Here is a 23,667-nt window from a genome sequence, read left to right as displayed (position 1 = left end):
TCGAACCTCCCCGCCAGGACACACCCGAGACGCCGAACCGGTTTACCGGCCGTAGCAGCCGGGTGGCAGCCGGCGGTGGCGACGGCGGGCAAGCAGCCAGCCGAGCAGCTGCAGCACCAGCACGACGACCAGGTACGCGAGCGAAATCCAGCCCAGCGGGCCCGGCCACGCCCAATCGACCACGTAGATCGGCATCGCCAACACCGCGTACGCGGCGCTCGGGGCGAACCGGTAGGGGTCCTCGGCGCGCAGCACCCCGTCGACCGCGTGCGATGCCGCGTCCTCGGCGATCACCGGCGCGCGCAGCACCCGGCCGAGCACCAGCGCCGTCGCGCCGGCGCCGAAGGCCAGCGCGAACGTGTTCAGCCCGATCGCGACCTCCGGCGGGTACCAGTGCTTCCAGGTGAACCGCGGCCCGGTCAGGAACGCCGCCGCGCACAGCGCCGCACCGCCGAGGAACGTGAGGCCCGTCGAGACCAGGTACCACCAGCCGACCTGCCCGGCCGCCACCCGCAGCGGCGGCGGCACCGCGGCGCCGGTCAAGCCCTCGGCGAGCTGCTCGCGGCTCTGCGCCCGGCGCCAGCGCGTCACCTGGAACGAGGCGTAGAGCACGGAGAGGGCCGCCGCTTCGCCCGGCAGGTCGTGCCGGCGGAACACGGCCCCGGTCAGCGCCCACAGCACCGCGAAGACGATCGCGTAGACCGGTGTTCCCCGGGTACCGAGTCCCCGCCCGCCGAGGCGCAGCGCGAGCACCCGGGTCGGCAGCCAGACCGCCACCCCGCGCCGGGCCAGCCACGCCCGCGCCTTGCCGACTTCGAGCACCGTCGGCTCGCCCGGCCACCGCGGATCGACCGGGAGCGCCGGTTCACGCACGTCCACGCCGAATCCCCCTCGTTCGGCTCTACCACGCAGCCGGCCCCGGGGAGGTTGCCTCCCCGGGGCCGGCTGCCGGAACTTCCGCTACTTCAGGTACTGCGACCCGCGCGTCACCGCCGCGTAGGCGTCGACCGCGCCGTGGCCGTAGAAGCCGTTGAACGACGGGTCACCCTGGCAGGTCGCGGTGAACGTGGCGTCGCGGCCTTCCTTGAGGTAGTCCACCGTCCGCGGGACCGGGCAGGCGATCTCCGACGCCGTGCCCTCGAGGACCCGCTGGACCTTGTCCGGGTCCAGGCCGAATTCGCCGTGCGACTTCTTGCCGTACTGCGAAACGATCAGCGCCGCGACGCCCGCGGCGTGCGGGGTCGCCATCGACGTGCCCTGCAGCCACTGGTAGTAGCCGACGCGGCCGTCCGGCGCGGTGGCCTTCTTGACGCCCGCGGCCAGGCCGGCCTCGGTGATGTTGCCGTCCGCGTCGATGTTCCCGTCGACGATGCCGACGTTCTTCGGGTACGCCGAGAGGATCTCGTTCTCGACCGTGCGGTACCACGGCGTGCCGAAGCCGTCGCGGAAGAAGCCGCCCGGGGCGGACACCGAGATCTGCTCGGTGCCGTAGTTCGAGTAGTCCGCCTTCTTCTGCGACGGGCCGAACGAGCTGACGCCGATGGTGTGGTTGCCCTCGACCGGCAGGTTGAGGCAGCTCGAGTTGTCGATCGTGCGCGGGTGCGTCGTGTTGGCCGGGTAGTCCGGGCTGGTGGTGTCCGGCTGCGGCGCGCCCAGGTCGGTGTGCTGGTTGCCCAGCGCGACGACCATGGTGACGCCCTTCTTGTGCGCGTAGTTCAGCGCGCGCTGGGTGGCCTCGATGATCGTGCGCTGCTCGGCCTGCTCGGCGGCCGAGTCGGCCGGGTTCGCCGTGCAGTTGTACAGCCACGGGTCGGTGTAGAACGACATGTTGACCACGTCGATGCCGGCGTCGCCGGCGTAGGTCAGCGCGTCTACGGTCGGCTGCAGGAAGAAGTAGCCCGAGTCCTGGCCGGCGCGGATGTTCACCAGCGTCACGTTCGGCGCGACACCGGAGATGCCGAAGCCGTTGGCCGCCGCGGCGATCGTGCCGGCGACGTGCGTGCCGTGCGCGCCGTCGTCGTGGTTGACCGGGTCGACGCAGCCGCGGAACTCGCACGGGCCGTCGACCTCGACGCCGTTGACGTCGAACGGGATGTCCTTGACGAAGTTGCGCGAGTCGGCCTCGTCGAAGTTCGGCGCGATGTCCGGGTGCGTGCCGTCGACGCCGGTGTCGATGACGCCGACCTTCACCTGCTTGCTGCCGGGCTGCTTGGTGCGCGACAGGTCCGAGCGGACGGACTTGAGGCCCCAGAGCTGGTCGTCCAGCGGGTCCATCCCGGCGGCCTGGTTCGCCGCGGCCTTCTTCGCGGCGGCGCCGCGGCCTTCCTTCTCGACGTTGTCGCTCTTGGTCTTCTTGCCGTCCTTCGGCACCGAGCCGATGACCTGCGCCTTGGCGGCGCCGAACACCGCGCGGTTCGAGGACACGCGCTCGGTGAACCCGGTGGCCGGGGCGCTGGCCTTGATCAGGCCGACCGCGGAGTTGGTCTCCAGGACCGTGCCCCCCGCGGCCCGGATCGCCTGCTGCGCGGTCGCGATGCTGCCGACGTCCTTGGCGAGCACGGTGAACTCGGTCGCCGGGCCGGCCAGCGCGGGCTGGGCCGTGGCCGCCGGCACCGCGACGGCCGAGATCGCTCCGAACAGCGGAACGGCCATGGCCGCGGCGAGAAGCCTGGGTCTCTTCACGATTCTCCTCCTCGGGAAAGCGGTTCCTGCACCGTATAGATCGGACATTGCGCAAACAACGGCCAAACGTACGTTATGGAACAACCGACTTCTGCTCCGCGAAGTGACAAGCTGACAAGTGCCCGTCCGTCCTGGGCGCGAGCGCAGGTACCTCCTCCGCGCACTTCTCCTGCGCTTTCCAGCACCGCGTGCGGAACCGGCACCCGGACGGGGGATCCAGGGGACTCGGCACGTCGCCGGTCAGCCGGATCACCTGGCGGCGGCCGCGCACGGCCGGGTCCGCCACCGGTACCGCGGACAGCAGCGCCTGGGTGTACGGGTGGGACGGTCGTTCGTAGATCTCCTCGTCGGTGCCGACCTCGACGATCTTGCCGAGGTACATCACCGCGACCCGGTTGGACAGGTGCCGCACCACCGACAGGTCGTGCGCGATGAACACGTACGACAGCCCGAACTCGCTCTGCAGGTCGCCGAGCAGGTTCATCACCTGCGCCTGGATCGAAACGTCCAACGCGGACACCGGCTCGTCGCAGATGATCACCTTGGGCCGCAGGGCCAGTGCCCGCGCGATGCCGATGCGCTGGCGCTGCCCGCCGGAGAACTGGTGCGGGTAGCGGTTGATGTGCTCGGGGTTGAGCCCGACCACCTCCAGCAGCTCACGCACCTTCGCCGCGCGCGACCCCTTGGGTGCGACGTCCGGGTGGATCTCGAAGGGCTCGCCGACGATGTCGCCGACCGTCATCCGCGGGTTGAGCGAGGTGTACGGGTCCTGCAGCACGATCTGGATCTCGCGCCGCAGCCTGCGCAGTTCGGCGCCGCGCAGCGAGAAGATGTCACGGCCCTCGAACTTCGCGGTGCCGGCGGTCGGCTCCTCCAGCCGCATCAGCACCTGGGCCAGGGTGGACTTGCCGCAGCCGGATTCGCCGACGACGCCGAGGGTTTCGCCGGGCATCAGGTCGAACGAAACACCGTCGACCGCCTTGACCTGGCCGATCGTGCGCTTGAACAGGATTCCGGTGCGGACGGGGAAGTACTTCTTCAGGTCGGTGACCGACAGGATGGGCTCAGGCACGGGAGTTCACCACCTCTTCGGCGAAGTGGCACGCGCTGGTCCGGCCGAAGCCGATCCCGAGCGGTGGCGGGACTTCCTCCGCACAACGGGCTTCGGCGCGCTTGCACCGCGGGTGGAACGCGCAGCCGGGCGGGATGTCGAGCAGGCTCGGCGGCAGGCCCTTGATGGTCTCCAGTGTCTGTCCTTTGAGGTCCAGCCGCGGCAGCGAGTCCATCAGCGCGGCGGTGTACGGGTGGCCCGGGGCGCGGAACAGCTCGCCGACGTCGGCCTGCTCGACGATCCGGCCCGCGTACATCACCGCGATCCGGTCGGCGACCTCCGCCACGACGCCGAGGTCGTGGGTGATGAGGACGAGCCCCATCTTCCGCTCGGCCTGGATCTCGGCCAGCAGGTCCATGATCTGGGCCTGCACGGTGACGTCGAGCGCGGTGGTCGGCTCGTCGGCGATGAGCAGGTCGGGGTCGAGCGCGAGCGACATCGCGATCATCGCGCGCTGGCGCATGCCACCGGAGAACTGGTGCGGGTAGTCCTTGACCCGGCGCTCGGCGGCGGGGATGCGGACGGTGTCGAGCAGTTCGATCGCCCGCTTCCGGGCGTCCTTTTTGGACATCCCGAGCCGGACGCGCAGCTGCTCCTCGATCTGGAAGCCCACGGTGAACACCGGGTTCAGCGCGGAAAGCGCGTCCTGGAAGATCATCGCGATCTCGCTGCCGCGAACCTCGCGGCGGCGTTCTTCGGACGCCGTCAGCAGGTCCTCGCCGCGCCAGCGCACGGCGCCGCCGGTGATCACGCCGGGCGGCACGTCCAGGATGCCCATCACGGTCTGCGCCGTGACGCTCTTCCCGGAGCCGGATTCGCCCAGCACGGCCAGGGTTTCCCCGGCGTGCACGGAGTAGCCGACGCCGTTGAGGACGTTGGCCACGCCGTCGGAGGTCCGGAACTCGACGTGCAGATCCTCTACTTCGAGCAGGAGTTCGTTGTCGGACAAGGGGATCTACCTCGACTTCGGATCGAGCGCGTCGCGGATGCCGTCGCCCAGCATCACGAAGGCCAGCACGGTCAGGGTGACGAAGGCGCCGGGGAACAGCAGCATGTGCGGGTCGACGCGGAAGTAGTCCCGCGAGTCGCTGATCATCACGCCCCACGAGATCACCGGCGGGCGCACCCCGATGCCGAGGTAGGCCAGCGTCGCTTCGGCGCCGATGAACGCGCCGAGCGCGATGGTCGCGTACACCAGCACCGGCGCGATCGTGTTCGGCAGCAGGTGCCGGAAGATGATCCGCGGGGTGCTCGCGCCGAGGCCGCGCGCGGCCTTGACGTAGTCGAGCTGCTTGGCCACCAGCGTCGCCGAGCGCATGATGCGCATGGCCACCGGCCAGCTCAGCACCGCGATCGAGCAGACCACCTGGACGATGATCGTGACCGCGCCGGGGTTGGTGCCGGGCGCGTTGAACGTCGTCAGGATGACGATCGCGCCGAGCACGAACGGCAGTCCGGCGAAGATATCGCCGAAGCGGGACAAGAGGCTGTCGACGAGCCGGCCGTAGTAGCCGGCCAGGATGCCGACGATCGATCCGATGAGGACGGTCAGCAGTGTCGAGAACACCCCGACCAGCAAGGACGCGCGGGCGCCGTAGATGGTGCGCGCGTAGACGTCGTAACCCTGGTTGTCGTAGCCGAACCAGGCGTCCGCGGACGGGCCTTCGTTGGCGTGCGTGAGATCGCTGAAGCCCGCGTCGCGCGAGCTGAACAGGCCGGGCGCGATCGCGATCAGCACGACCAGGGCGATGATCACCGCGGACGCGACGAACGCCGGCTTGCGCCGCAGCTGGCGCCACGCGTCGTTCCACAGGCTGCGGGGCTTGTGCGGGCCGGTGGCGGAGTCGTCGACGCGGGACAGCTCGGCCGCGTCGGCCCCGCCGCCGCCCACCAGGTTCGGGTCAGTCATAGCGGATCCTCGGGTCGAGAACGGCGTAGAGCAGGTCGACGATCAGGCTCATCAGCAGGTACACCAGCACCAGCAGGACGACGACGCCGACGACGGTCGCGCTCTCCCGGTTCTGGATGCCGCGGAAGATGAGCCCGCCCAGTCCGTTGATGTTGAACACGCCTTCGGTGACGATCGCGCCGCCCATCAGGGCGCCGAGGTCGGTGCCGAGGAAGGTGAGCACCGGGATCACCGAGTTGCGCAGCAGGTGGACACCGACGACGCGGCTTTGCGGCTGGCCCTTGGCGATCGCCGTCCGGACGTAGTCGGCGCGGCGGTTCTCGGCGATGCTCGTCCTGGACAGCCGCGCGACGTAGGCCATGGACAGGCTGCCGAGCGCGATGCCCGGCACGATCAGCTCGCCGACGCCCGGGTTGTCGGAGACGCTCGCTTCGATCAGGCCGAGCCCGTTGCTGCCCAGGGCGAGCTGCAGCACGATCGCCGTCACGAACACCGGCAGCGAGATCAGGAACGTGGTCGAGACCAGCACGAGGTTGTCGAGGAAACCCTTGCCGCGCAAGCCGGTCAGCACGCCGGCGGTGAGGCCGATGACCGCCTCGATGATCACCGCGACGACCGCGAGGCGCAGCGTGATCGGGTACGAGGTGCCGATCAGCTCGCCGACCGAGGTGCCGTTGAAGGTTTCGCCCCAGTCACCGGTGAACAGGCTCCCGAGGTACTTGAAGTACTGGACGAAGACGTTGTCGTTCAGGTTGAACTTCTCGGTCATCTGGGCGATGTAGGCCGGCGGGCAGGCGGTCTGGCCGCACTTGCCGGAGAACGGGTCGCCGGGCACGGCCCAGACGAGGACGTAGATCAGGAACGTGGTGCCGAAGAACACCGGGATCAGCTGGAGCAGCCGTCGCAGGACATAGCGGATCATGACGAGTTCCTAGTGCGCGCCGGCCGTCGTGAGTGTTTAGGGCGGTTAGAACCGCCCTAAACACTCACGACGGCGTGGTGGTGGGTGCGATCGGTCAGCGCGTCACTTCTTCAGGACCTCGATGGACGGGTAGTCCGGCATGCGGCGGAAGTCCAGCGCCGCCGACTTGAGGTTCTTCGACTTCGCCGCGACACCCTTCTCGTCCCACACCGGGATCGAGGGCAGGTCCTTGGCGATCAGGTCCTCGGCCTGCTGGTACAGCTTGACCGCGGCGTCCTTGTCGGCCGTGGCGTCCGCCTGGGCGAGGATCGCGTCGACCTGCGGGTTCGAGTAGGTCGAGTCGTTCGAGGACCCGCCGGTCTTGTAGATCGGGTTGAGGAAGTCCTCGATGGACGGGTAGTCCGCCGACCAGTCCGAGCGGCCCATGCCGGTCAGCTTGTGCCCGGTCACGATGCTGCGCCACTGGCCGAAGTCGGTCGCGGGCACGAAGTCGCACTCGACGCCGAGGGTGTTCTTGATGCTGTTGCACGCCGCGACCAGCGGTTCCTTGCGGCCACCGTCCGCGTTGGACGCGATGGTCAGCTTGCCCTTGAACCCGGACTTCGCGAAGGCCTCCTTGGCCGCCGCGGGGTCGAACTTGCAGAACTGGCAGACACCGGCCCGCGCGCCCGGGATGCCCTGCGAGATGTAGCCGTCGGCCGGCACGTAGGTGTCGTTCATGACGGTCTTGGTGATCTGCGCGCGGTCGATCGACATCGAGATCGCCTTGCGCAGCTCGAGGTTGTCGTACCCCGGCACGTAGTACGGCACGGCGATGGTGCTGATGCCGAGCAGGTGGCCGGTGACGAGCCGGTCGCCGAGGTCGGCCTTGTACTTGCCGCCCGCGACCGCCGACGGCGGCAGCGCCTCCATGAAGTCGAGCCGCCCGCTCAGCAGGTCCTGGTAGGCGGTCTCCTGGCTGGAGTAGATCTTGATGTCGAGGTTCTTGAACTTGACCTTGTCCTCACCCTTGTAGTCGTCGTTGCGGGTGAGCTTGATGTCCTGGTTCGGCGTCCGCGACACGAACTTCAGCGGGCCGTTGCCGATCGGGTGCTGCTCGAAGGCCTTGGGGTCCTTGAAGAACGAGTCGGGCAGCGGCGCGAAGGCCTGGTAGCCGACCTTGATGTCGAACACCGAGAACGGCGCGTTCAGCGTCACCTGGAACTCGTAGTCGCCCTTCGCGACCAGGCCGGACATCTTGTCCGTGGCCGGCTTGGCGTTCTCGTCCTCGGGGTGGACGTCCTTGTAGCCCTGGATGTTGGAGAAGAAGTCGGTGTTGAGCTGGCCGTTGGGGCCGTAGGCGCCGTAGTTCCAGGCGTCGATGAAGTTGTGCGCCTTCACCTCGGTGCCGTCGTGGAACTTCCAGCCCTGCTTGATCTTGATGTCGTAGACCTTGGAGTCGGTCGTGGTGATCGAGTCCGCCATCAGGTTGAACGGCTTGGCGTCCGCGCCCTTGAAGCCGACGAGCGTGGCGAACATCGGCTGGATCGCCTTGGTGCCGCCGAGGTCGTTGATGTTGGTCGGGACCAGCGCGTTCTGCGGTTCGGTGCCGTAGACGCTGACCGTGCCGTCCGGGTCCGTCCCGCCGGCCCCCGCGGAACTGCCCGACCCGCCACCGCACGCGGCGAGCGCGAGCGCCAGCGAAGTCATCACCACCGTGGGTCCCCAGAGCCTGCGCGAACGACGCATGATCCCCTCCATCTCCGTCTGCCCGAAAGGTGAGACGCACGCTATCGGGGGCGGTGAAGCCGATCACAGGACTGCGGTGTTGCAAATCAGTGACGACCGTCAGGACCACCTGGTTGGAGCACAACCAAGGTAGTAAACGGGATGCTCCGGACGGCCCAGCGCGGACTGCTGGTCATCACGCGCTCACCCTGGGTTTCCCTTGTGGCGCAAGCTCTTTGGGGCGGCCGAACGGTCGGTCGGGAGGCTGGGGGTGCCGACGCGGACGAGCGGGGACCCGACGTCATGAACGAGTCGTTCACCCGCGCCCGGCGACAGGGCTCCGGCAAAGTCGCCGGGCCGACCGCCCCCGGTCTGAACCACCGGCGCGGACCGTGGCGAGTGCGCCGGGCGGTCCTGCGGTGTCTTGAATGAGTCATTCAAGACCTCCGAAGACCTGAATGACTCATTCAAGACGACGGCACAGCCGCCGCCGGGCGAACCGCCGCGACTTTGCCGGGACCCTGGCGCCCGGCGAGGTGAACGACCCGTTCATGACATCCGGGAACGGGAAGCTCAGGCGAGGGACAGGGCGATGCCGTCCAGGATGTCGTGCTCGCTCACCACCAGCTCCGTCGGGCCGCCGCGGGCCGCGAGCTGCTCGGCGAGGGTCTGGACCACTACCGCGCCGCCGCCGATGACGTCGACGCGGCCCGGGTGGATGACCGGGTTGGCCGCGCGGGTGGCGTGGTCGCTCTGGAGCAGTTCCGAGGCCAGCCGGTCGATGTCCGCCGGGCTCAGCTTGGACAGGTGGACCCGGTCGCTGTCGTACTCCGGCAGCCCCAGCGCGATCGCGGACAGCGTGGTCACCGTGCCGGCGACGCCCACCCACGTGCGCGCGCGGGCGACGTCGACGACGTCGAACGCGTCGGTCAGGACCTTGCCCGCCAGGTCGCGGGCGGCGGCGATCTCGTCGGCGGTCGGCGGGTCGCTCTTGAGCGCGCGCTCGGTGATCCGGACGCAGCCGATGTCGACGGACTTCGCGGCGAGCACCTCGGCCTGCCTGCCGTCCCAGGTGCCGAGGACCAGCTCGGTCGAGCCGCCGCCGACGTCGACCACCACGAAGGGGCCGTCGTCCGGGTCCTGCTCCCCGACGGCGCCGGTGAAGCTGAGCCGCGCTTCCTCGTCGCCGCTGATCACCTCGGCCTCGACGCCGAGGGTCTCGCGGGTCATGCGGAAGAAGTCGTCGCGGTTCTTCGCGTCCCGGGTGGCGGAGGTGGCGACCATGCGCACCTTCTCCACGCCCTTGCGCCGCGCGGCGATCGTGTAGTCGGCGAGCGCGGCCCGCGTGCGCTCGAGCGCCTCGGGCGCGAGCTGCCCGGTGGCGTCGACACCCTGGCCGAGCCGGACGATCCGCATCTCGCGGTGCAGGTCGCGCAGGTCGACCGTGCCGTCGTGGCGCGGCGTCAGCTCGGCGACGAGCAGGCGGATGGAGTTGGTCCCACAGTCGATCGCGGCAACACGAGGCATGCGATCACCCTAACCGGCGGCCGCCGTCGTCCCCACGGTCGTGGTCGTCGGCGTGGTCGACGTCGTCACCGAGGTGATCACCGCGCCGCAAGTCGGCTTCGGCGGGGTGGTCGTCGGCTGGGACGTCGTCCCACTGGGGGACGGCGGGTCGGTCGGCGACGGCTCGGTCGTGACGCTCGTGACCGTCGTCGTGGTCACCGTCGTCGTCGGCGGCGCGCACGGCACCGTCGGCTTCGACGTCGGCACGGTCGGCGTGGTCGTCGTCGGCGGCGGTGTGGCGACCGTCGTGGCCGGGACCGGCGGTGGCGGGATCGGCGGCGGCGCGGGGAGCGCCGCCGCGTTCGGGGCGCCGATCGGGACCGTGCTGTCCGGGACCTGCATGATGCCGTTGCGGTAGGCGTCGGCCCAGAGGATCACCGTGTTCACGTACGTGTCGGAGTTGTTGTACCGGTAGATCGCGCCGCGCAGCTGGTCCGGCTTGGCCAGGTCGAAGCCGCCGGAGCACAGGTAGCGGCCGGTGGCCAGCGCCGCGTCGTAGATGTTGTTCGGGTCGGACTTGCCGTCGCCGTTGCCGTCCGAGGCGTAGCCCTTCCACGTGCCCGGGATGAACTGCGTCGGGCCGACCGCGCGGTCCCACACCGGGTCGGTGTCCAGCAGGCCCTGGTCGGTGTCCGGGATCGCGGCGAAGCCGCCCTGGCCGTTGAGCTGCGGGCCGAGGATCGGCTCGCGCGTGGTGCCGTTCGCGTCGACGTAGCCGCCGCGGGCGTGGTTGGACTCGATGCGGCCGATGCTGGCGATCAGGGCCCAGTCGATGTGGCACGCGGCCTGCTCGCGGCCGAGGATGTCGGCGGCGTTCTTGTACGCGGCGAGCGCGGTGGCCGGGATGCCTAGCGGGCCGTCGGGGAGCTCGTAGGCCGGGAGGGGCAGCGGGGTGGGCGCGCCGGGCAGGGTCCCGTCGACGGCGATCTGCTGGATGGCGGCGTGGCCGGGGTCGTAGCCCTGGCCGAGCGCGGCGTCGCGGGTGTGGTCACCGCTCCCGCCGAGCCAGCCGAGGGTGCCGCCGCCGGCGAGCAGGGCCGGGATCACCGCGAAGATGCCGGTGATCAGGGGGTACGCCGTGCGGTGGCGGAGCCCGAGTCTTCGGCTGTAGCTCCCGACTGCGTCTGGCAGCCGCCGCACGCGCATGACTCAGAGCCCTCCTGGCCGGATCGATCCCGCTCTCGGGTGACAGCCTGCCGTACCCGAGGCAAGGTTTCACCCCTTCGAGAGGCCCGATCGGGGTTTTCGCTCACCCAGCCCCGTTATCTCTTCACACGGCGCGAGTGTTACGCGGCGCAGTCACCCGAGGGCCACCCGTTCGCCTTAAGCATGGCGAGAGTCTCGTCACCGAACGGGTTCACGCCGGGACCGACGGCGAGCGTGTGGGCCACGTGCACGTGCAGGCACTTGACGCGCCCGGGCATGCCGCCGGCGGTGACCTGGTGGCCGAGCGGCTCGATGGCGTCGCGCTCGGCGAGGTACGTCTCGTGGGTGCGCTGGTAGTGCGCGGCCAGCTCGGGATCGGTGGTGAGCCGCTCGGTCATCTCCTTCATGATCCCGGACGCCTCGATGGTGCCGATCATGGAGTTGAGCCTGGGGCAGGTCAGGTAGTACAGCGTCGGGAACGGGGTGCCGTTCTCCAGCCGCGGGCTGGTCTGCACCACCGACGGGTGCCCGCTCGGGCACCGCGCGGCGACGGCGCGCAACGCCCGCGGCGGCCGCCCGAGCTGCTCCGCGATGACCTCGCGGTCGGCTTCGGTGACGGGCTCGAACCGGTGCTGCTGCGTGCTGTTCACGGGCCCAAGGTTAATGCGTGGCCACCGCCACCCGGCCCGCGCCCCAAGCGCCCCAATGTGGCCTTCGGTGCGTCTGACGCACCCAAGGCGGCCTTCGGTGCGTCTGACGCAACCAATGTGGCCTTGGGGCGCTCGGGACTCAGCCGCCCGAGACCTGGTTCCAGAGGTTCTCGTACCAGGAGCCGCCCGCGACCTGCTGCTGTCCCGGCGGCGGGGCCGCGTCCGGGGCCTTGTCCTCCGGCAGCTGGACGATGTACGGCGTCTCGCCCGGCTTGACGTACCGCAGCCGCCGCCGGGCTTCGGCCTCGACCTGCGCGGGGTCGCTCAGCTCCGCCTTGCGGCCCTGGAGCTGAGCGACCTCCTGCTGCAGCTGTGCCTGCTGCGCCTGCTGTTCGCGGACCTCGGTCCGCTGGGCGAGGTACGTGCGCAGGGGCACGGCGATGGTGAACGCCAGCGCGCACACCACGATCGCCACCACCGCCGCGCGGCGGGTGGTGGACATGCCGAGCACCTTCGCCGCACCCGACGCGCGCTTCGCCGCCAGGCTCCGGCGCAGCCGGGCCCGGGTGGTGTCCGCGTCGCCGGTGCGCCGCCGCGCGGCCGCCGTGCCGTCGGCGGGCCGACGCGCGCGCGCCGCTTCGGGGCGGCGGGTCCGCGTCGGCCCGCCGACCCGCGAAGCCCCGCCGCCGCCCCGGCGGTTGCGCGTCGTCCTCCCCCGGTCCGCCATGCGGGTCAGCCCTCGGCGCTGAACCGCGGGAAGGCCAGCTCGCCGGCGTACCGGGCGGCGTCACCGAGGGTCTCCTCGATGCGCAGCAGCTGGTTGTACTTGGCGATCCGCTCGCCGCGGGCCGGGGCACCGGTCTTGATCTGGCCGACGCCGGTGGCGACCGCCAGGTCCGCGATGAACGTGTCCTCGGTCTCGCCGGAGCGGTGGCTCATCATCGACTTGTAGCCGAACGACGTGGCCAGCGAGATCGCGTCGAGCGTCTCCGACAGGGTGCCGATCTGGTTGACCTTCACCAGCAGCGCGTTGGCGGCGCGGCGGGTGATGCCCTCCTCGAGGCGGTCCGGGTTGGTGACGAACAGGTCGTCGCCGACGATCTGGACCTTCTCGCCGACCTCGGCGGTCAGGGTGACCCAGCCGTCCCAGTCGTCCTCGCTCAGCGGGTCCTCGATGGACACGAGCGGGTAGTCGCGCAGCAGCTCGGCGTAGTAGGCCGACATCTGCTCGGCGCTCTTCTTGCTGCCTTCGAAGGTGTACGCGCCGTCGGCGAAGAACTCCGTCGCGGCGACGTCGAGCGCGAGCGCCACGTCGCGGCCCGGGGTGTAGCCGGCCTTCTCGATGGCCTGCAGGATCAGGTCGAGCGCCTCGCGGTTGTTCGCCAGGTTCGGCGCGAAGCCGCCTTCGTCGCCGAGGCCGGTGGACAGGCCACGGCCCTTCAGGACCGACTTCAGCGAGTGGTAGACCTCGGCGCCCCAGCGCAGGGCCTCGCGGAAGGTCTCCGCGCCGATCGGCGCGATCATGAACTCCTGCACGTCGACGTTGCTGTCCGCGTGCGAACCGCCGTTGAGGATGTTCAGCATCGGAACGGGCAGCACGTGCGCGTTCGGCCCGCCCAGGTAGCGGAACAGCTCCAGCTCGGCCGACTCCGCGGCGGCCTTCGCGACGGCCAGCGAGACGCCGAGGATGGCGTTCGCGCCGAGGCGGGACTTCGCCGGCGTGCCGTCGAGGTCGACCAGCTTCTGGTCGACGATCCGCTGGTCGACGGCCTCGATGCCGACCATCTCCGGGCCGATCTCGTCGAGCACCGCGGCGACCGCGCGCTCGACGCCCTTGCCGTTGTAGCGGCCGGTGTCGCCGTCCCGCAGCTCGACCGCTTCGTGCTCACCGGTCGACGCACCCGACGGGACCGCGGCCCGCGCCAGGGTGCCGTCGTCGAGAGCCACCTCCACCTCGACCGTCGGGTTGCCGCGCGAGTCCAGAATCTCGCGCGCGCCTACCTGCTCGATGAGAGCCACGCCATGCTCCTCGGTGCGTCGTGCCTGCGGGTTCGCGCCCAGCCTAGCCGTCGCCGCAGTTCACCCGTTGGAGGCACGGCCGGTCGCTCACCCGTCGGTGCGGATCGCCTGCCAGCCCGGCGGCAGCTCCACGGTCTCGGACGTCTGCTGCCAGAACGTCCAGCTGTTGCCGCCGAGATCGGCGACGGTGAACACCCGGGCGCCGTAGGGCTGGTCCTGCGGCGGGTCCAGCTCGCCCTCGTCGCCGAGCGCGGCCTCGATCCGGCCGAAGTGCTCGTCGACGTCGTCGACGTAGACGATGTTGAGCTGGCCGACCGGCCCGTCGACGCCCTTGGCCTGCCAGTAGTCCGCTCCGACGCCCGCGATCTGGACCTTCGCGTCGCCGACGCGGAGCGTCGCCTGGAAGACCTCGCCCGCCGCGTCGCAGAAGCGGACTTCCTCGGTGAACCCGAAGACCCTGGTCAGCCAGGCGAGGGCCGCCGTGGCGTCGGCGTAGTAGAGGTAGGGCGCCAGGCCCCGGTACCCGCTGCTCATGGCGGGACAGTCCATCACGTCCCGTTCGGCGGCGTGTGCAACCCCCTCCTCCGGGGTAACGTGGGAGTGACCATGACGGACGCCGCAGCTGCTTCGCAGCCTCCCGAAGAGTCGCGGTTCCACGCCTTCCGCCAGGCCGAAGACCTGGTCGCGCGCCGCCGTCCGCTGGACGCGCTGAAGGTCCTCCAGCCCTTGCTGGACGCCGAGGAGGACAAGCCGTCGGTCCACCTGCTGGCCGGGCGCGCGTACTTCCACTCCGCCCAGCTGCGGCGCGCCGAGCAGGCGTTCACCCGGGTGCTGGAACTCGACCCGACCGACCACTACGCACGGTTCGTCCTGGGCCGGACCCTGCAGCGCCTCGGCCGGTTCGTCGAGGCGCTGGCGCAGATCCGGATGGCGTCGGCGATGAACCCGGTGCCCGAGTACCTCGAAGCGGCCAGCGAGGTCAAGGCCCGCATCGCGCTGCGCGACGCCTGAGACCAGGGCCGTTCGGCCCCTCGGCGATCAGACTTTCGGCCGATCGACGCGGGCCCGTCGGCCGATCCGCGGACCCCCTCCCGGCGGCGAAGCTGGTTCCAGACCGAACAGGGAGGAACCAAGATGTCGATCTTCACCACGTTGGGCGCGTACGCCGGGGTGCTGCTGCTGGTGCTGACGGCCGTGACGCCGTTCTTCGCCGACCGCGAGCTTTAAGGCGCGACACTCGCTTCGGCGTAGGCGTCCGCCGCGCTGAAGACGTCCTGGCCGTAGGCGACCGCCTGGTTGTAGAACAGGATCGCCCGCCACCAGCCGGCCGGGGTGCCGAGGTCGTCGCCGCCCGAACAGAGGAAGCGGGCCGCCGTGAAGGCCGCGTCGTCGACGTTCTGCGGGTCCGGCGCGCCGCCGTCGCCGTTCGCCCGCTCCTGGTACTTCTTCCACGTCGACGGCAGGAACTGCATCGGGCCGATCGCGTGGTCCCACGACTTGTCGCCGTCGAGCTTGCCGCCGTCGGAGTCGTGCACCGCCGGGACGCCCGGCGAGCCGTCCAGCGGCGGGCCGACCACCGGTTTCACCAGGCGGCCGCTCGCCGCGATCGCCGCGAGGTCGAAGTCGCCGCGCTCGGTCTCGACCCGGCCGATGCCCGCCAGGGTCGCCCACGAGAGGTGGCACGTCGGCTTCTGGCGCTGCATCCACATCTCCGCCCGGCCGTACGCGGCGAGCACGCGCGCGGGGATGTGCGTCTTGTCCGCGACCCGGGTCGCCCACGCGTCCAGCTCGGCCTGATCGGACACCTGCGGCCGGTCGACCGGGGCGGCGAGGCCGGCCCGCGGCGCTTCGGCGCCGGGCTGCGGGCGCTGTTCCGGGATGGCCAGCGCCGGCTGGACGGCCGGCGGCGCGGCGGGCGCGTCCGGGTTCCGGACACCGATGGTGACGACCAGGACGACGCCGGTGACCACCAGGCCCAGCGAGAGCGCGATCCGCCCGACGTACCGCCGGGGCGGGCCGCCCGGGGGCGACGACGGGGGCGTGACGGTCGGCTGAGCGGTTTCGGCCACCCGATCAGGTTACGGAGCCACTCAAGAGGGTCACCCGAGAGCCTGATCAGGCAAGCGGATGGTTAAAACAACGCCACTGCCAGCGACATCACAGATTTCGTTATCGAGTCGACGCGCAGGCCCCTGACCTGCGGTTACCCTAACCTAACTTCGATCCGCTGCCCTGTTTGTCCGATTGCATCGTTTCGAGCCGGCGGCCGCCCCCTGGACTTACAGGTGAGCCTTACCTAAAACCATCTCGGAAGCAGAACTCAGGGAGGCGGACCGGTGTTGTTCTCGAGCGCGCTGATCGGGCTGCGCGAAGGCCTGGAAGCCGCGCTGGTCGTCAGCATCCTGGTGGCCTTCCTCGTGAAGACCGAGCGGCGGCACGCGCTGCGCTGGGTGTGGCCCGGCGTCGGCGCCGCGGTGCTGCTGTCGGTCGCCGTCGGCGCGGTCCTCACCTACACGACCGCGCAGCTGTCGTTCGAGCACCAGGAGCTGCTCGGCGGGAGCCTGTCGATCGTCGCCGTCGTGTTCGTCACCGCGATGATCTTCTGGATGCGCAAGGCGTCGAAGAGCATCGCCGCCGAGCTGCGCGGGAAGATGGACGACGCGCTCGACGTCGGCCCGGCGGCCGTGCTGCTGCTGTCGTTCCTCGCGGTCGGGCGCGAAGGGCTCGAGACCGCGGTGTTCTTCTACTCCGCCGTCCAGACCGCGCAGTCCGACACCGTGCAGCCGCTGATCGGGTTCGCCATCGGCATCGCGGCCGCCGTGGTGCTCGCCTGGCTGCTCTACAAGGGCGCCGTCCGCTTCAACCTGGGCAAGTTCTTCACGATCACCGGCGTCCTGCTCGTGTTCGTCGCCGCGGGCGTGCTCGGCTACGGCCTGCACGACCTGCAGGAAGCCGCGTTCCTGCCGGGCATCGGCACGCTCGCCTTCGACGCTTCGGCGACGCTGCCCGAGACGTCCTGGTACGGCGCCCTGCTCAAGGGCGTCTTCAACTACTCGCAGCAGACGACGGTGCTGCAGGCCGTCGCGTGGGTCGCCTACGTCGCCATCGTGCTGCCCCTGTTCCTCAAGCCCAGCAAGAAGACCGCGCCGGCACCCGCCGTCGCGGCCGCCCCGAAGGAGTGACCGTGCGCAAGACCACCCCGTTGGCCGTCGTGGCCGGCGCCGCCGCCCTGGTGGCGCTGTCGGCCTGCGACAGCAAGAGCGACACCGCCGGTGCCGCGGCGGACGGCGGCCCGATCAAGGTTTCCGCGACCGACACCGCGTGCGAGGTCTCCGCGACCACCGCGGGCGCCGGCAACGTGACGTTCGAGATCACCAACAAGGGCACCAAGGTCACCGAGTTCTACCTCTACGCCGAGGGCGACCGGATCATGGGCGAGGTCGAGAACATCGCGCCCGGGCTGAACCGCAGGCTGATCGTCGAGGTCGCCAACGCGGGCAAGTACCAGACCGCGTGCAAGCCGGGCATGGCGGGCAACGGCATCCGCGGCGACTTCACCGTCACCGGCGGCGTCGCGAAGCAGAACGACACCAACGCGCAGAAGGGCGAGGCGACCAAGAGCTACGCGAGCTACGTCGCCAACAACACCGCGGCCCTGCAGGACGAGACGGCGAAGTTCGCCGACCTCGTCAAGGCGGGCAAGGTCGACGAGGCGAAGGCCGCGTACGCGCGCACCCGCGTCTACTACGAGCGGATCGAGCCGGTGGCCGAGAAGTTCGGCGACCTCGACCCGGCCATCGACGTCCGCGAGGCCGACCTCGAGCCGGGCCAGCAGTTCACCGGGTTCCACCGGCTGGAGAAGGACCTGTTCAAGACCGGCCTGCAGGCCGACAGCGCGCAGATCGCCGACAAGCTGGTGACCGACGTCAAGGACCTGGTCGCCAAGTCCAAGACGCTGGAGCTGTCCGCGCTGGACCTCGCCAACGGCGCCAAGGGCCTGCTCGACGAGGTCGCGACCGGAAAGATCACCGGCGAGGAGGAGACCTTCTCGCACACCGACCTGTGGGACTTCCAGGCCAACCTGGACGGTTCGAAGGGCGCGATCACGTCCCTGCGCCCGATCCTGCAGGCGAAGGACCCCGCACTCGTGTCTACTTTGGACAAGGAGTTCGCGAACGTCCAGGGCCTGCTGGACAAGCAGCGCGCGGGCGACGGGTTCAAGCTCTACACCGACCTGTCCCAGGACCAGGTGAAGGAGTTCGCCTCGGCGGTCGACGCGCTGAGCGAGCCGCTGAGCAAGGTTGCGGAGGTCGTCTCGAAGTGACGTCGGCAGAGGGCACGCGGGTCTCGCGGCGGAAGCTCTTCGGCCTGGCGGGCGCGGGGGTCGCGCTCGCCGGGGCGGGGGCCGCCGCCGGCATCGGGATCGACAAGGCGACCAGCGGCAACGCCGAGGCGTCGGTGAACACCGTCGACTTCCACGGCGAGCACCAGGCGGGGATCGTCACGCCGACGCAGGCGAACCTGCACTTCGCGGCCCTCGACGTCACCACGAAGGACCGGGAGAAGCTGCGGCAGCTGCTGAAGACGTGGACCGACGCCGCCCGCCGGATGACCGCCGGCCAGGAGGTCGTGGCGGGCGGCGCGGTCGACGGCGGCCAGTACGCCCCGCCCGGCGACACCGGCGAGGCGCTCGACCTGCCGCCGTCGAACCTGACGCTGACCATCGGCTTCGGGCCGTCGCTGTTCGACGGCCGGTTCGGCCTGGCGGGCAAGCGGCCGCCGCAGCTGATCGACCTGCCGCTGTTCCCGAAGGACAAGCTCGACCCGGCCCGCAGCGGCGGCGACCTGTGCATCCAGGCCTGCGCGGACGACCCGCAGGTGGCGGTGCACGCGGTCCGCAACCTCGTGCGGCTCGGCTTCGGCGTCACCGAGGTCCGCTGGTCGCAGCTGGGCTTCGGCCGCAGCTCGTCGACGTCGCGGGCGCAGGCGACGCCGCGGAACCTGTTCGGCTTCAAGGACGGCACGAACAACATCAAGTCCGAGGACGCGGACTTCCTGCGCGACCAGGTGTGGGCCTCGGCCGACGACGGCCAGGCCTGGATGGCGGGCGGCTCGTACCTGGTGGCGCGCCGGATCCGGATGCACATCGAGACGTGGGACCGCGAGTCGCTGGACGGCCAGGAGAAGATCGTCGGCCGCACCAAGGGCACCGGCGCCCCGCTCGGCCAGACCGCGGAGTTCGACGAGCTGGACCTGGACGTCGGCGGCGCGGGCGGCGAGAAGGTGATCCCGGAGGACGCGCACGTCCGGCTGGCCTCGCACCAGGCGCTGAACGGCGTCCGGATCCTGCGCCGCGGCTACAACTTCGTCGACGGGTCCGACGGCGTCGGGCACCTGGAGGCGGGGCTGTTCTTCCTGGCGTTCAACCGGGACACGCGCAAGCAGTACGTGCCGATGCAGCAGGCGCTGTCGTCCAAGGACGCGATGATGGAGTACGTCCAGCACACCGGCTCGGCGCACTTCGCGGTCCCGCCGGGCGTGACCCGCGAGTCGAGCTGGGCGGACGCCCTCTTTTCCTAAAGACTTTAGGCTGAGCTACACTCCCTTTAGGCAAGAGGGAGTGAGTTCATGGTTCGAGCCGGGTTGACCACCGAACGCGTGGTGCGCGCGGGCGCGGAGCTGGCCGACGAGGCCGGCTTCGAGAACGTGACGCCGTCGGAGCTGGCGCGGCGCTTCGACGTCAAGGTCGCGAGCCTGTACTCGCACGTCAAGAACGCACACGACCTGCGGACGAAGATCGCCCTGCTCGCGCTGGACGAACTCGCCGACCGCGCCGCCGCCGCGCTGGCGGGCCGGGCGGGCAAGGACGCGCTCGTGGCGTTCGCCGACGTCTACCGCGACTACGCCCGCGAGCACCCCGGCCGGTACGCCGCCACGCGGTTCCGGCTCGACCCCGAAACCGCCGCCGCGAGCGCGGGGCCCCGGCACGCCGAGATGATGCGCGCGATCCTGCGCGGCTACGCCGTGTCCGGGCCGGACGAGACGCACGCCGTGCGCCTGCTGGGCAGCGTCTTCCACGGGTACGTCGACCTCGAAGCCCACGGCGGGTTCGACCACAGCTCGCCGTCCTCGCAAGAGTCCTGGAACCGGATCCTCACGGTGCTCGACACCGTCCTCCGCGATTGGCCCGCCCCGTGATCACCACCCCGCTCACCGCCGATCTCGTCCGCGGCGCCCTCGAACTCGAGCACACCGGACGGGGCCTCGCGCCGCACCGGCTGCCCGCCCGTGCCCGCGCGCAGAACACCGACCCGCGGCTCGCCGTGGCCGAAGCGCAGCCCGCCGGTGTCCGGCTGCGGTTCCGGACCGCCGCCGACGTCGTCGAGCTGGAGACGTTGCCGACCAAGCTCGTCTACACGGGCGCGCCACCGCGGCCGGACGGCGTCTACGACCTGCTGGTCGACGGCGAACTCGTCGCCCAAGGGACCGTCCAAGGCGGCAACACGCTCACCGTCGACCCGCGCACCGGAGCGGGCGAGCGGCGTGCGGGATCAGCCGGGACCGTGCGGTTCGGCGGGCTGGGCGCGCACCCCAAGGACGTAGAGATCTGGTTGCCGCACCACGAGATCACCGAACTGCTCGCCCTGCGCACCGACGCGCCCGTCGAGGCCCTGCCGGAGCGCCGGGTGTGGCTGCACCACGGCAGTTCGATCAGCCACGGCTCCAACGCCGCGAGCCCGGCGGGCACCTGGCCCGCGCTGGCCGCCACCGCGGCCGGCGTCGACCTGGTCAACCTCGGGTTCGGCGGCAACGCGCTGCTCGACCCGTTCACCGCCCGCGCGCTGCGCGACACCCCCGCCGACCTGATCAGCGTCAAGCTCGGCATCAACGTCGTCAACGCCGACCTGATGCGCCTGCGCGCGTTCGGCCCGGCCGTGCACGGCTTCCTCGACACCATCCGCGACGGCCACCCGGACACGCCGCTGGTCGTCGTCTCCCCGCTGTACTGCCCGATCCACGAGCGGACGCCGGGGCCGGGCGACTTCGACCACGAGGCGCTGGCCCGCGGCGAGGTCCGGTTCCGGGCGACCGGGGACCCCGCCGAACGCGCCGCGGGCAAGCTGACCCTGGAGGTCGTCCGGGACGAGCTGGCCCGGATCGTCACGCAGCGGCAGGCCGAGGACGCGAACCTGCGCTACCTCGACGGCCTCGCCCTGTACGGCGAAGCCGACTTCGCCGAGCTGCCGCTGCCGGACGCCCTCCACCCGTGCCCCGCGGCCCACCGCCGGATCGGCGCGCGGTTCGCCGGGCTGGTCCTTGACTTCAAGGGAGCTTGAAGTCCGAGACTGGCCGCATGTTCACGGACGCAGAACTCGCCTACCTCGCCGCCCAGCCGCTGGGCCGCCTCGCCACCCGGCAGCCGAACGGGACGCTGCAGGCCAACCCCGTCGGCTTCCGGTACAACCCGGACGAGAAGACCATCGACGTCACCGGGCACAACCTGCGGAACAGCAAGAAGTTCCGCAACATCGCCACCGACGACCAGGTCGCCTTCGTCGTCGACGACCTCCCTTCGACGAACCCGTGGCGCGTGCGGTGCCTGGAGATCCGCGGCCGCGCCGAGGCGCTGACCGGCGTCAACCTCCCGGACAACCACTTCGACGACGCCGTGATCCGCATCCACCCGGAGCGCATCCTCGCCTTCGGCGTCGAGGACTGGGACCGGGAGCCGCTGGAGCTGGAGACGAACATCCGCAACGTCTGAGCGTCACGGCACCGGCACCGGGGCCGCGGCGAGCCCGGCCAGCTCCGGCGGCAGCGGGCCCCGGTGCAGGACGCCGAGGCGCTGGGTGGCGCGGGTGAGCGCGACGTACAGCTCGGCCGCGCCGCGCGGCCCGTCGGCGAGGATCCGGTCCGGGTCCACGACCAGCACGGCGTCGTACTCGAGGCCCTTCGTCTCGGACGCGGGTACGGCGCCGGGCACCCCCGGCGGCCCGATCACGACGCTCGTGCCCTCGCGCCCGGCTTCCGCATCGGTGAATTCCGCGACGGCCGCGGCGACTTCGTCGTCGGTGACCCGTCGCGCCCACGGCGGGACCCCGCACGCGCGGACCGATTCCGGCGGCCGCACGTCGGGCGCGAACCCGGCCAGCACCGCGGCGGCGACGCTCATGATCTCCGCCGGGGTGCGGTAGTTCACCGTCAGCGAGCGGTAGACCCAGCGGCCGGGCACGTACGGGTCGAGCATCGCGCCCCACGACCGCGCCCCGGCTTCCGACCGGCGCTGCGCGAGGTCGCCCACCACCGTGAAGGACCGGCCGGGGCACCGCCGCATCAGCACCCGCCAGTCCATTTCGGACAGTTCCTGCGCCTCGTCGACCACGACGTGCCGGTAGGTCCAGTCCCGGTCCGCCGAGGCGCGTTCGACGAGGGTCCGGGTGTCGGTTTCGACGAACCGGTCCGCCAGCTCCTCCCCGAAGAGCAGGTCCTTGGCGATCAGGCCGACGTCCTCGTCGACATCCTCGCGTTCGATGAGGTTGTCCAGGACGTCGGCGGCGTAGGCGGCCTTGGCCTTGCGCTCCCGCTCGGCCGCCCGTTCCGCTGCCTTTTCGGCCGCGAGGTCGCGGCCCAGCAGGTCGACCAGCTCGTCGAGCAGCGGCACGTCCGACACCGTCCAGGCGTCCCCCTCGGCCCGCGCCAGCACGGGGTCGCCGCCCGCCGCGCGCAGCCGTTCCGGCGACGAATACAGCTGCGCCAGCAGGGTTTCCGGGGTGAGGATCGGCCACAGCTCGTCGAGCGCGCGGGTGAACACCGCGTCGGCGTTGAGGTCCTTGACCAGCTCGGCCCGGAACCGTTCCCACTCCTCGCGGTCGTCGCGGCTCAGCCAGCCCTGGGCGATCCGCTTCATCGCCCGTTCGGTGAGCACGTAGGTGACGATGTCGGCGAACACCGCGCGGGCTTCGTTGTGCGGCTGACCGCTGTCGCGCGCCTCCTGCCGGGCCCACTCCGCGGTCGCGGCGTCGATCCGGACGGTGGCGTCCCGCAGCTGGATCTCCACGGGCTCGGCCGGCAGCCGCTGCCGGTCGGCGATGGCGGCGGCGAGCACGTCCAGGATCTTCCGGGATCCCTTGAGCCGCGCGGCTTCCGGCCCGTCCTCGGCCGTGACGTGCAGGCCGGGCACGAGGTCGCCGGTCGTCGTGAAGACGACGTCGGTCTCCCCGAGCGACGGCAGCACGCGCCCGATGTGGTTCAGGAACGCCGGGTTGGGCCCGACCACGAGCGCGCCGTGGCGTTCCATCCGCTCCCGCTGGGTGTAGAGCAGGTAGGCGACGCGGTGCAGCGCCACCACCGTCTTCCCGGTGCCCGGCCCGCCTTCGATCACCAGCACGCCCGGGTGGTCGAGCCGGATGATCTCGTCCTGCTCGGCCTGGATCGTCGCGACGATGTCCCGCATGCCTTCGCCGCGCGGCGCGTTGACGGCCGCGAGCAGCGCCGCGTCCCCCGAAGCGTCCCCGCCCGGACGGCCGAGGTCCTCGTCGGTGAAGTCGACGACGTCCCGCCGGTGGGTGTGGAACTGCCGCCGTCGCCGCATGCCCTCCGGGTTCGCGCCGGTCGCGGTGTAGAACGGCCGCGCGGCCGGCGCCCGCCAGTCCAGCAGCACCGGTTCGTGGTCGCGGTCCTCGTCGAACAGGCCGATCCGGCCGATGTACGAGCGCTCCCCCGAAACGGCGTCGAGCCGCCCGAAGCACAGCCCGTTGTCGACGACGTCGAGCCGCCGCACTTCCCGGCTCAGCGCCCGCACCCGGACGTCCCGTTCCATCGCGCCGAGGTCGTTGCCGCCGAGCGCCGCCTGGTACTCGGCCCGCACGCGCTCGCGTTCCGCGTCGAGCCGGGCGTAGAGCCCGGCGACGTGAGCGCGTTCGGCGCGCAGTTCCGTTTCGTGTTCCGTCATGCG

Annotated in this window: 22 protein-coding genes; 7 read left to right on the top strand and 15 right to left on the bottom strand. The window is 71.0% G+C overall.

The window, feature by feature from the left end:
* Positions 1-42 precede the first annotated feature (42 nt).
* From EIY87_RS26315 to EIY87_RS26255, 13 genes are all read right to left on the bottom strand, one after another.
* The gene (locus tag EIY87_RS26315; protein WP_125312565.1) at positions 43-879 is read right to left on the bottom strand and encodes a hypothetical protein; all 837 of its coding nucleotides are present in this window, start codon (positions 877-879) and stop codon (positions 43-45) included.
* Between the two features lie 81 nt (positions 880-960).
* Positions 961-2,652, bottom strand: coding sequence for a S8 family serine peptidase (locus tag EIY87_RS26310; RefSeq protein ID WP_191984325.1), 1,692 nt, complete (start codon positions 2,650-2,652; stop codon positions 961-963).
* 103 nt (positions 2,653-2,755) lie between these two features.
* The gene (locus tag EIY87_RS26305; RefSeq protein WP_125312563.1) at positions 2,756-3,754 is read right to left on the bottom strand and encodes an ABC transporter ATP-binding protein; all 999 of its coding nucleotides are present in this window, start codon (positions 3,752-3,754) and stop codon (positions 2,756-2,758) included.
* The gene (locus tag EIY87_RS26300; RefSeq protein WP_125312562.1) at positions 3,747-4,742 is read right to left on the bottom strand and encodes an ABC transporter ATP-binding protein; all 996 of its coding nucleotides are present in this window, start codon (positions 4,740-4,742) and stop codon (positions 3,747-3,749) included. The genes EIY87_RS26305 and EIY87_RS26300 overlap by 8 nt, the downstream gene beginning before the upstream one ends.
* A 6-nt stretch (positions 4,743-4,748) precedes the next feature.
* Complete coding sequence (locus tag EIY87_RS26295) at positions 4,749-5,702, bottom strand: ABC transporter permease (protein WP_125312561.1); 954 nt, start codon at positions 5,700-5,702, stop codon at positions 4,749-4,751.
* A complete protein-coding gene (locus EIY87_RS26290; protein WP_125312560.1) occupies positions 5,695-6,624 on the bottom strand; it encodes an ABC transporter permease in 930 nt (309 codons plus the stop codon). Before EIY87_RS26290 ends, EIY87_RS26295 begins: the two co-directional genes overlap by 8 nt.
* 102 nt (positions 6,625-6,726) lie before the next feature.
* A complete protein-coding gene (locus tag EIY87_RS26285; protein ID WP_225440052.1) occupies positions 6,727-8,352 on the bottom strand; it encodes a peptide ABC transporter substrate-binding protein in 1,626 nt (541 codons plus the stop codon).
* Between the two features lie 552 nt (positions 8,353-8,904).
* Entirely contained in the window at positions 8,905-9,858 is a 954-nt protein-coding gene (locus EIY87_RS26280; protein WP_125312558.1) for a Ppx/GppA phosphatase family protein, read from the bottom strand.
* A 9-nt stretch (positions 9,859-9,867) separates the two neighbouring features.
* Positions 9,868-11,043 carry a lytic transglycosylase domain-containing protein gene (locus EIY87_RS26275; protein WP_125312557.1) on the bottom strand — a complete coding sequence of 392 codons (1,176 nt, stop codon included), beginning with the start codon at positions 11,041-11,043 and terminating at the stop codon, positions 9,868-9,870.
* Positions 11,044-11,183: 140 nt separating this feature from the next.
* On the bottom strand, positions 11,184-11,693 hold the full coding sequence (locus EIY87_RS26270; RefSeq protein WP_125312556.1) for a DUF501 domain-containing protein: 510 nt from the start codon (positions 11,691-11,693) through the stop codon (positions 11,184-11,186).
* A gap of 139 nt (positions 11,694-11,832) precedes the next feature.
* Positions 11,833-12,195, bottom strand: coding sequence for an FtsB family cell division protein (locus tag EIY87_RS26265; protein WP_125313527.1), 363 nt, complete (start codon positions 12,193-12,195; stop codon positions 11,833-11,835).
* Between the two features lie 230 nt (positions 12,196-12,425).
* The gene (eno, locus tag EIY87_RS26260) at positions 12,426-13,712 is read right to left on the bottom strand and encodes a phosphopyruvate hydratase (RefSeq protein ID WP_086865093.1); all 1,287 of its coding nucleotides are present in this window, start codon (positions 13,710-13,712) and stop codon (positions 12,426-12,428) included.
* Positions 13,713-13,799: 87 nt separating this feature from the next.
* The gene (locus EIY87_RS26255; protein WP_125312555.1) at positions 13,800-14,246 is read right to left on the bottom strand and encodes a VOC family protein; all 447 of its coding nucleotides are present in this window, start codon (positions 14,244-14,246) and stop codon (positions 13,800-13,802) included.
* A gap of 72 nt (positions 14,247-14,318) precedes the next feature.
* On the opposite strand from EIY87_RS26255, the gene EIY87_RS26250 reads away from it, so the two are divergent.
* On the top strand, positions 14,319-14,723 hold the full coding sequence (locus EIY87_RS26250; protein WP_191984272.1) for a tetratricopeptide repeat protein: 405 nt from the start codon (positions 14,319-14,321) through the stop codon (positions 14,721-14,723).
* Positions 14,724-14,935: 212 nt separating this feature from the next.
* Here the strand turns inward: EIY87_RS26250 and EIY87_RS26245 are convergent, their stop codons facing one another.
* The gene (locus tag EIY87_RS26245; RefSeq protein WP_125313526.1) at positions 14,936-15,682 is read right to left on the bottom strand and encodes a lysozyme family protein; all 747 of its coding nucleotides are present in this window, start codon (positions 15,680-15,682) and stop codon (positions 14,936-14,938) included.
* A 366-nt stretch (positions 15,683-16,048) separates the two neighbouring features.
* Between EIY87_RS26245 and efeU the strand changes: the two genes are divergently transcribed.
* From efeU to EIY87_RS26215, 6 genes are read left to right on the top strand one after another with little or no spacing between them, the layout of a single operon-like run.
* Positions 16,049-16,894 (top strand): iron uptake transporter permease EfeU, encoded by an 846-nt coding sequence (efeU, locus tag EIY87_RS26240; RefSeq protein WP_125312553.1) that lies wholly within the window; start codon positions 16,049-16,051, stop codon positions 16,892-16,894.
* On the top strand, positions 16,891-18,036 hold the full coding sequence (gene efeO, locus EIY87_RS26235; RefSeq protein ID WP_125312552.1) for an iron uptake system protein EfeO: 1,146 nt from the start codon (positions 16,891-16,893) through the stop codon (positions 18,034-18,036). Before efeU ends, efeO begins: the two co-directional genes overlap by 4 nt.
* A complete protein-coding gene (gene efeB / locus EIY87_RS26230; RefSeq protein WP_125312551.1) occupies positions 18,033-19,292 on the top strand; it encodes an iron uptake transporter deferrochelatase/peroxidase subunit in 1,260 nt (419 codons plus the stop codon). Before efeO ends, efeB begins: the two co-directional genes overlap by 4 nt.
* Positions 19,293-19,340: 48 nt before the next feature.
* Positions 19,341-19,910 (top strand): TetR/AcrR family transcriptional regulator, encoded by a 570-nt coding sequence (locus EIY87_RS26225; RefSeq protein WP_191984271.1) that lies wholly within the window; start codon positions 19,341-19,343, stop codon positions 19,908-19,910.
* Positions 19,907-21,049 (top strand): GDSL-type esterase/lipase family protein, encoded by a 1,143-nt coding sequence (locus EIY87_RS26220; RefSeq protein WP_125312550.1) that lies wholly within the window; start codon positions 19,907-19,909, stop codon positions 21,047-21,049. Before EIY87_RS26225 ends, EIY87_RS26220 begins: the two co-directional genes overlap by 4 nt.
* 17 nt (positions 21,050-21,066) lie before the next feature.
* Positions 21,067-21,477: a PPOX class F420-dependent oxidoreductase gene (locus EIY87_RS26215; protein ID WP_125312549.1), complete on the top strand. Its 411-nt coding sequence runs from the start codon at positions 21,067-21,069 to the stop codon at positions 21,475-21,477.
* A gap of 3 nt (positions 21,478-21,480) precedes the next feature.
* Here the strand turns inward: EIY87_RS26215 and helR are convergent, their stop codons facing one another.
* Positions 21,481-23,664 carry an RNA polymerase recycling motor ATPase HelR gene (gene helR / locus EIY87_RS26210; protein WP_191984270.1) on the bottom strand — a complete coding sequence of 728 codons (2,184 nt, stop codon included), beginning with the start codon at positions 23,662-23,664 and terminating at the stop codon, positions 21,481-21,483.
* Between the last annotated feature and the right edge of the window lie 3 nt (positions 23,665-23,667).

It is taken from the genome of Amycolatopsis eburnea (genome assembly GCF_003937945.1).
Taxonomy (GTDB): domain Bacteria; phylum Actinomycetota; class Actinomycetes; order Mycobacteriales; family Pseudonocardiaceae; genus Amycolatopsis; species Amycolatopsis eburnea.
This window is presented reverse-complemented; position numbering and strand designations above follow the sequence as displayed.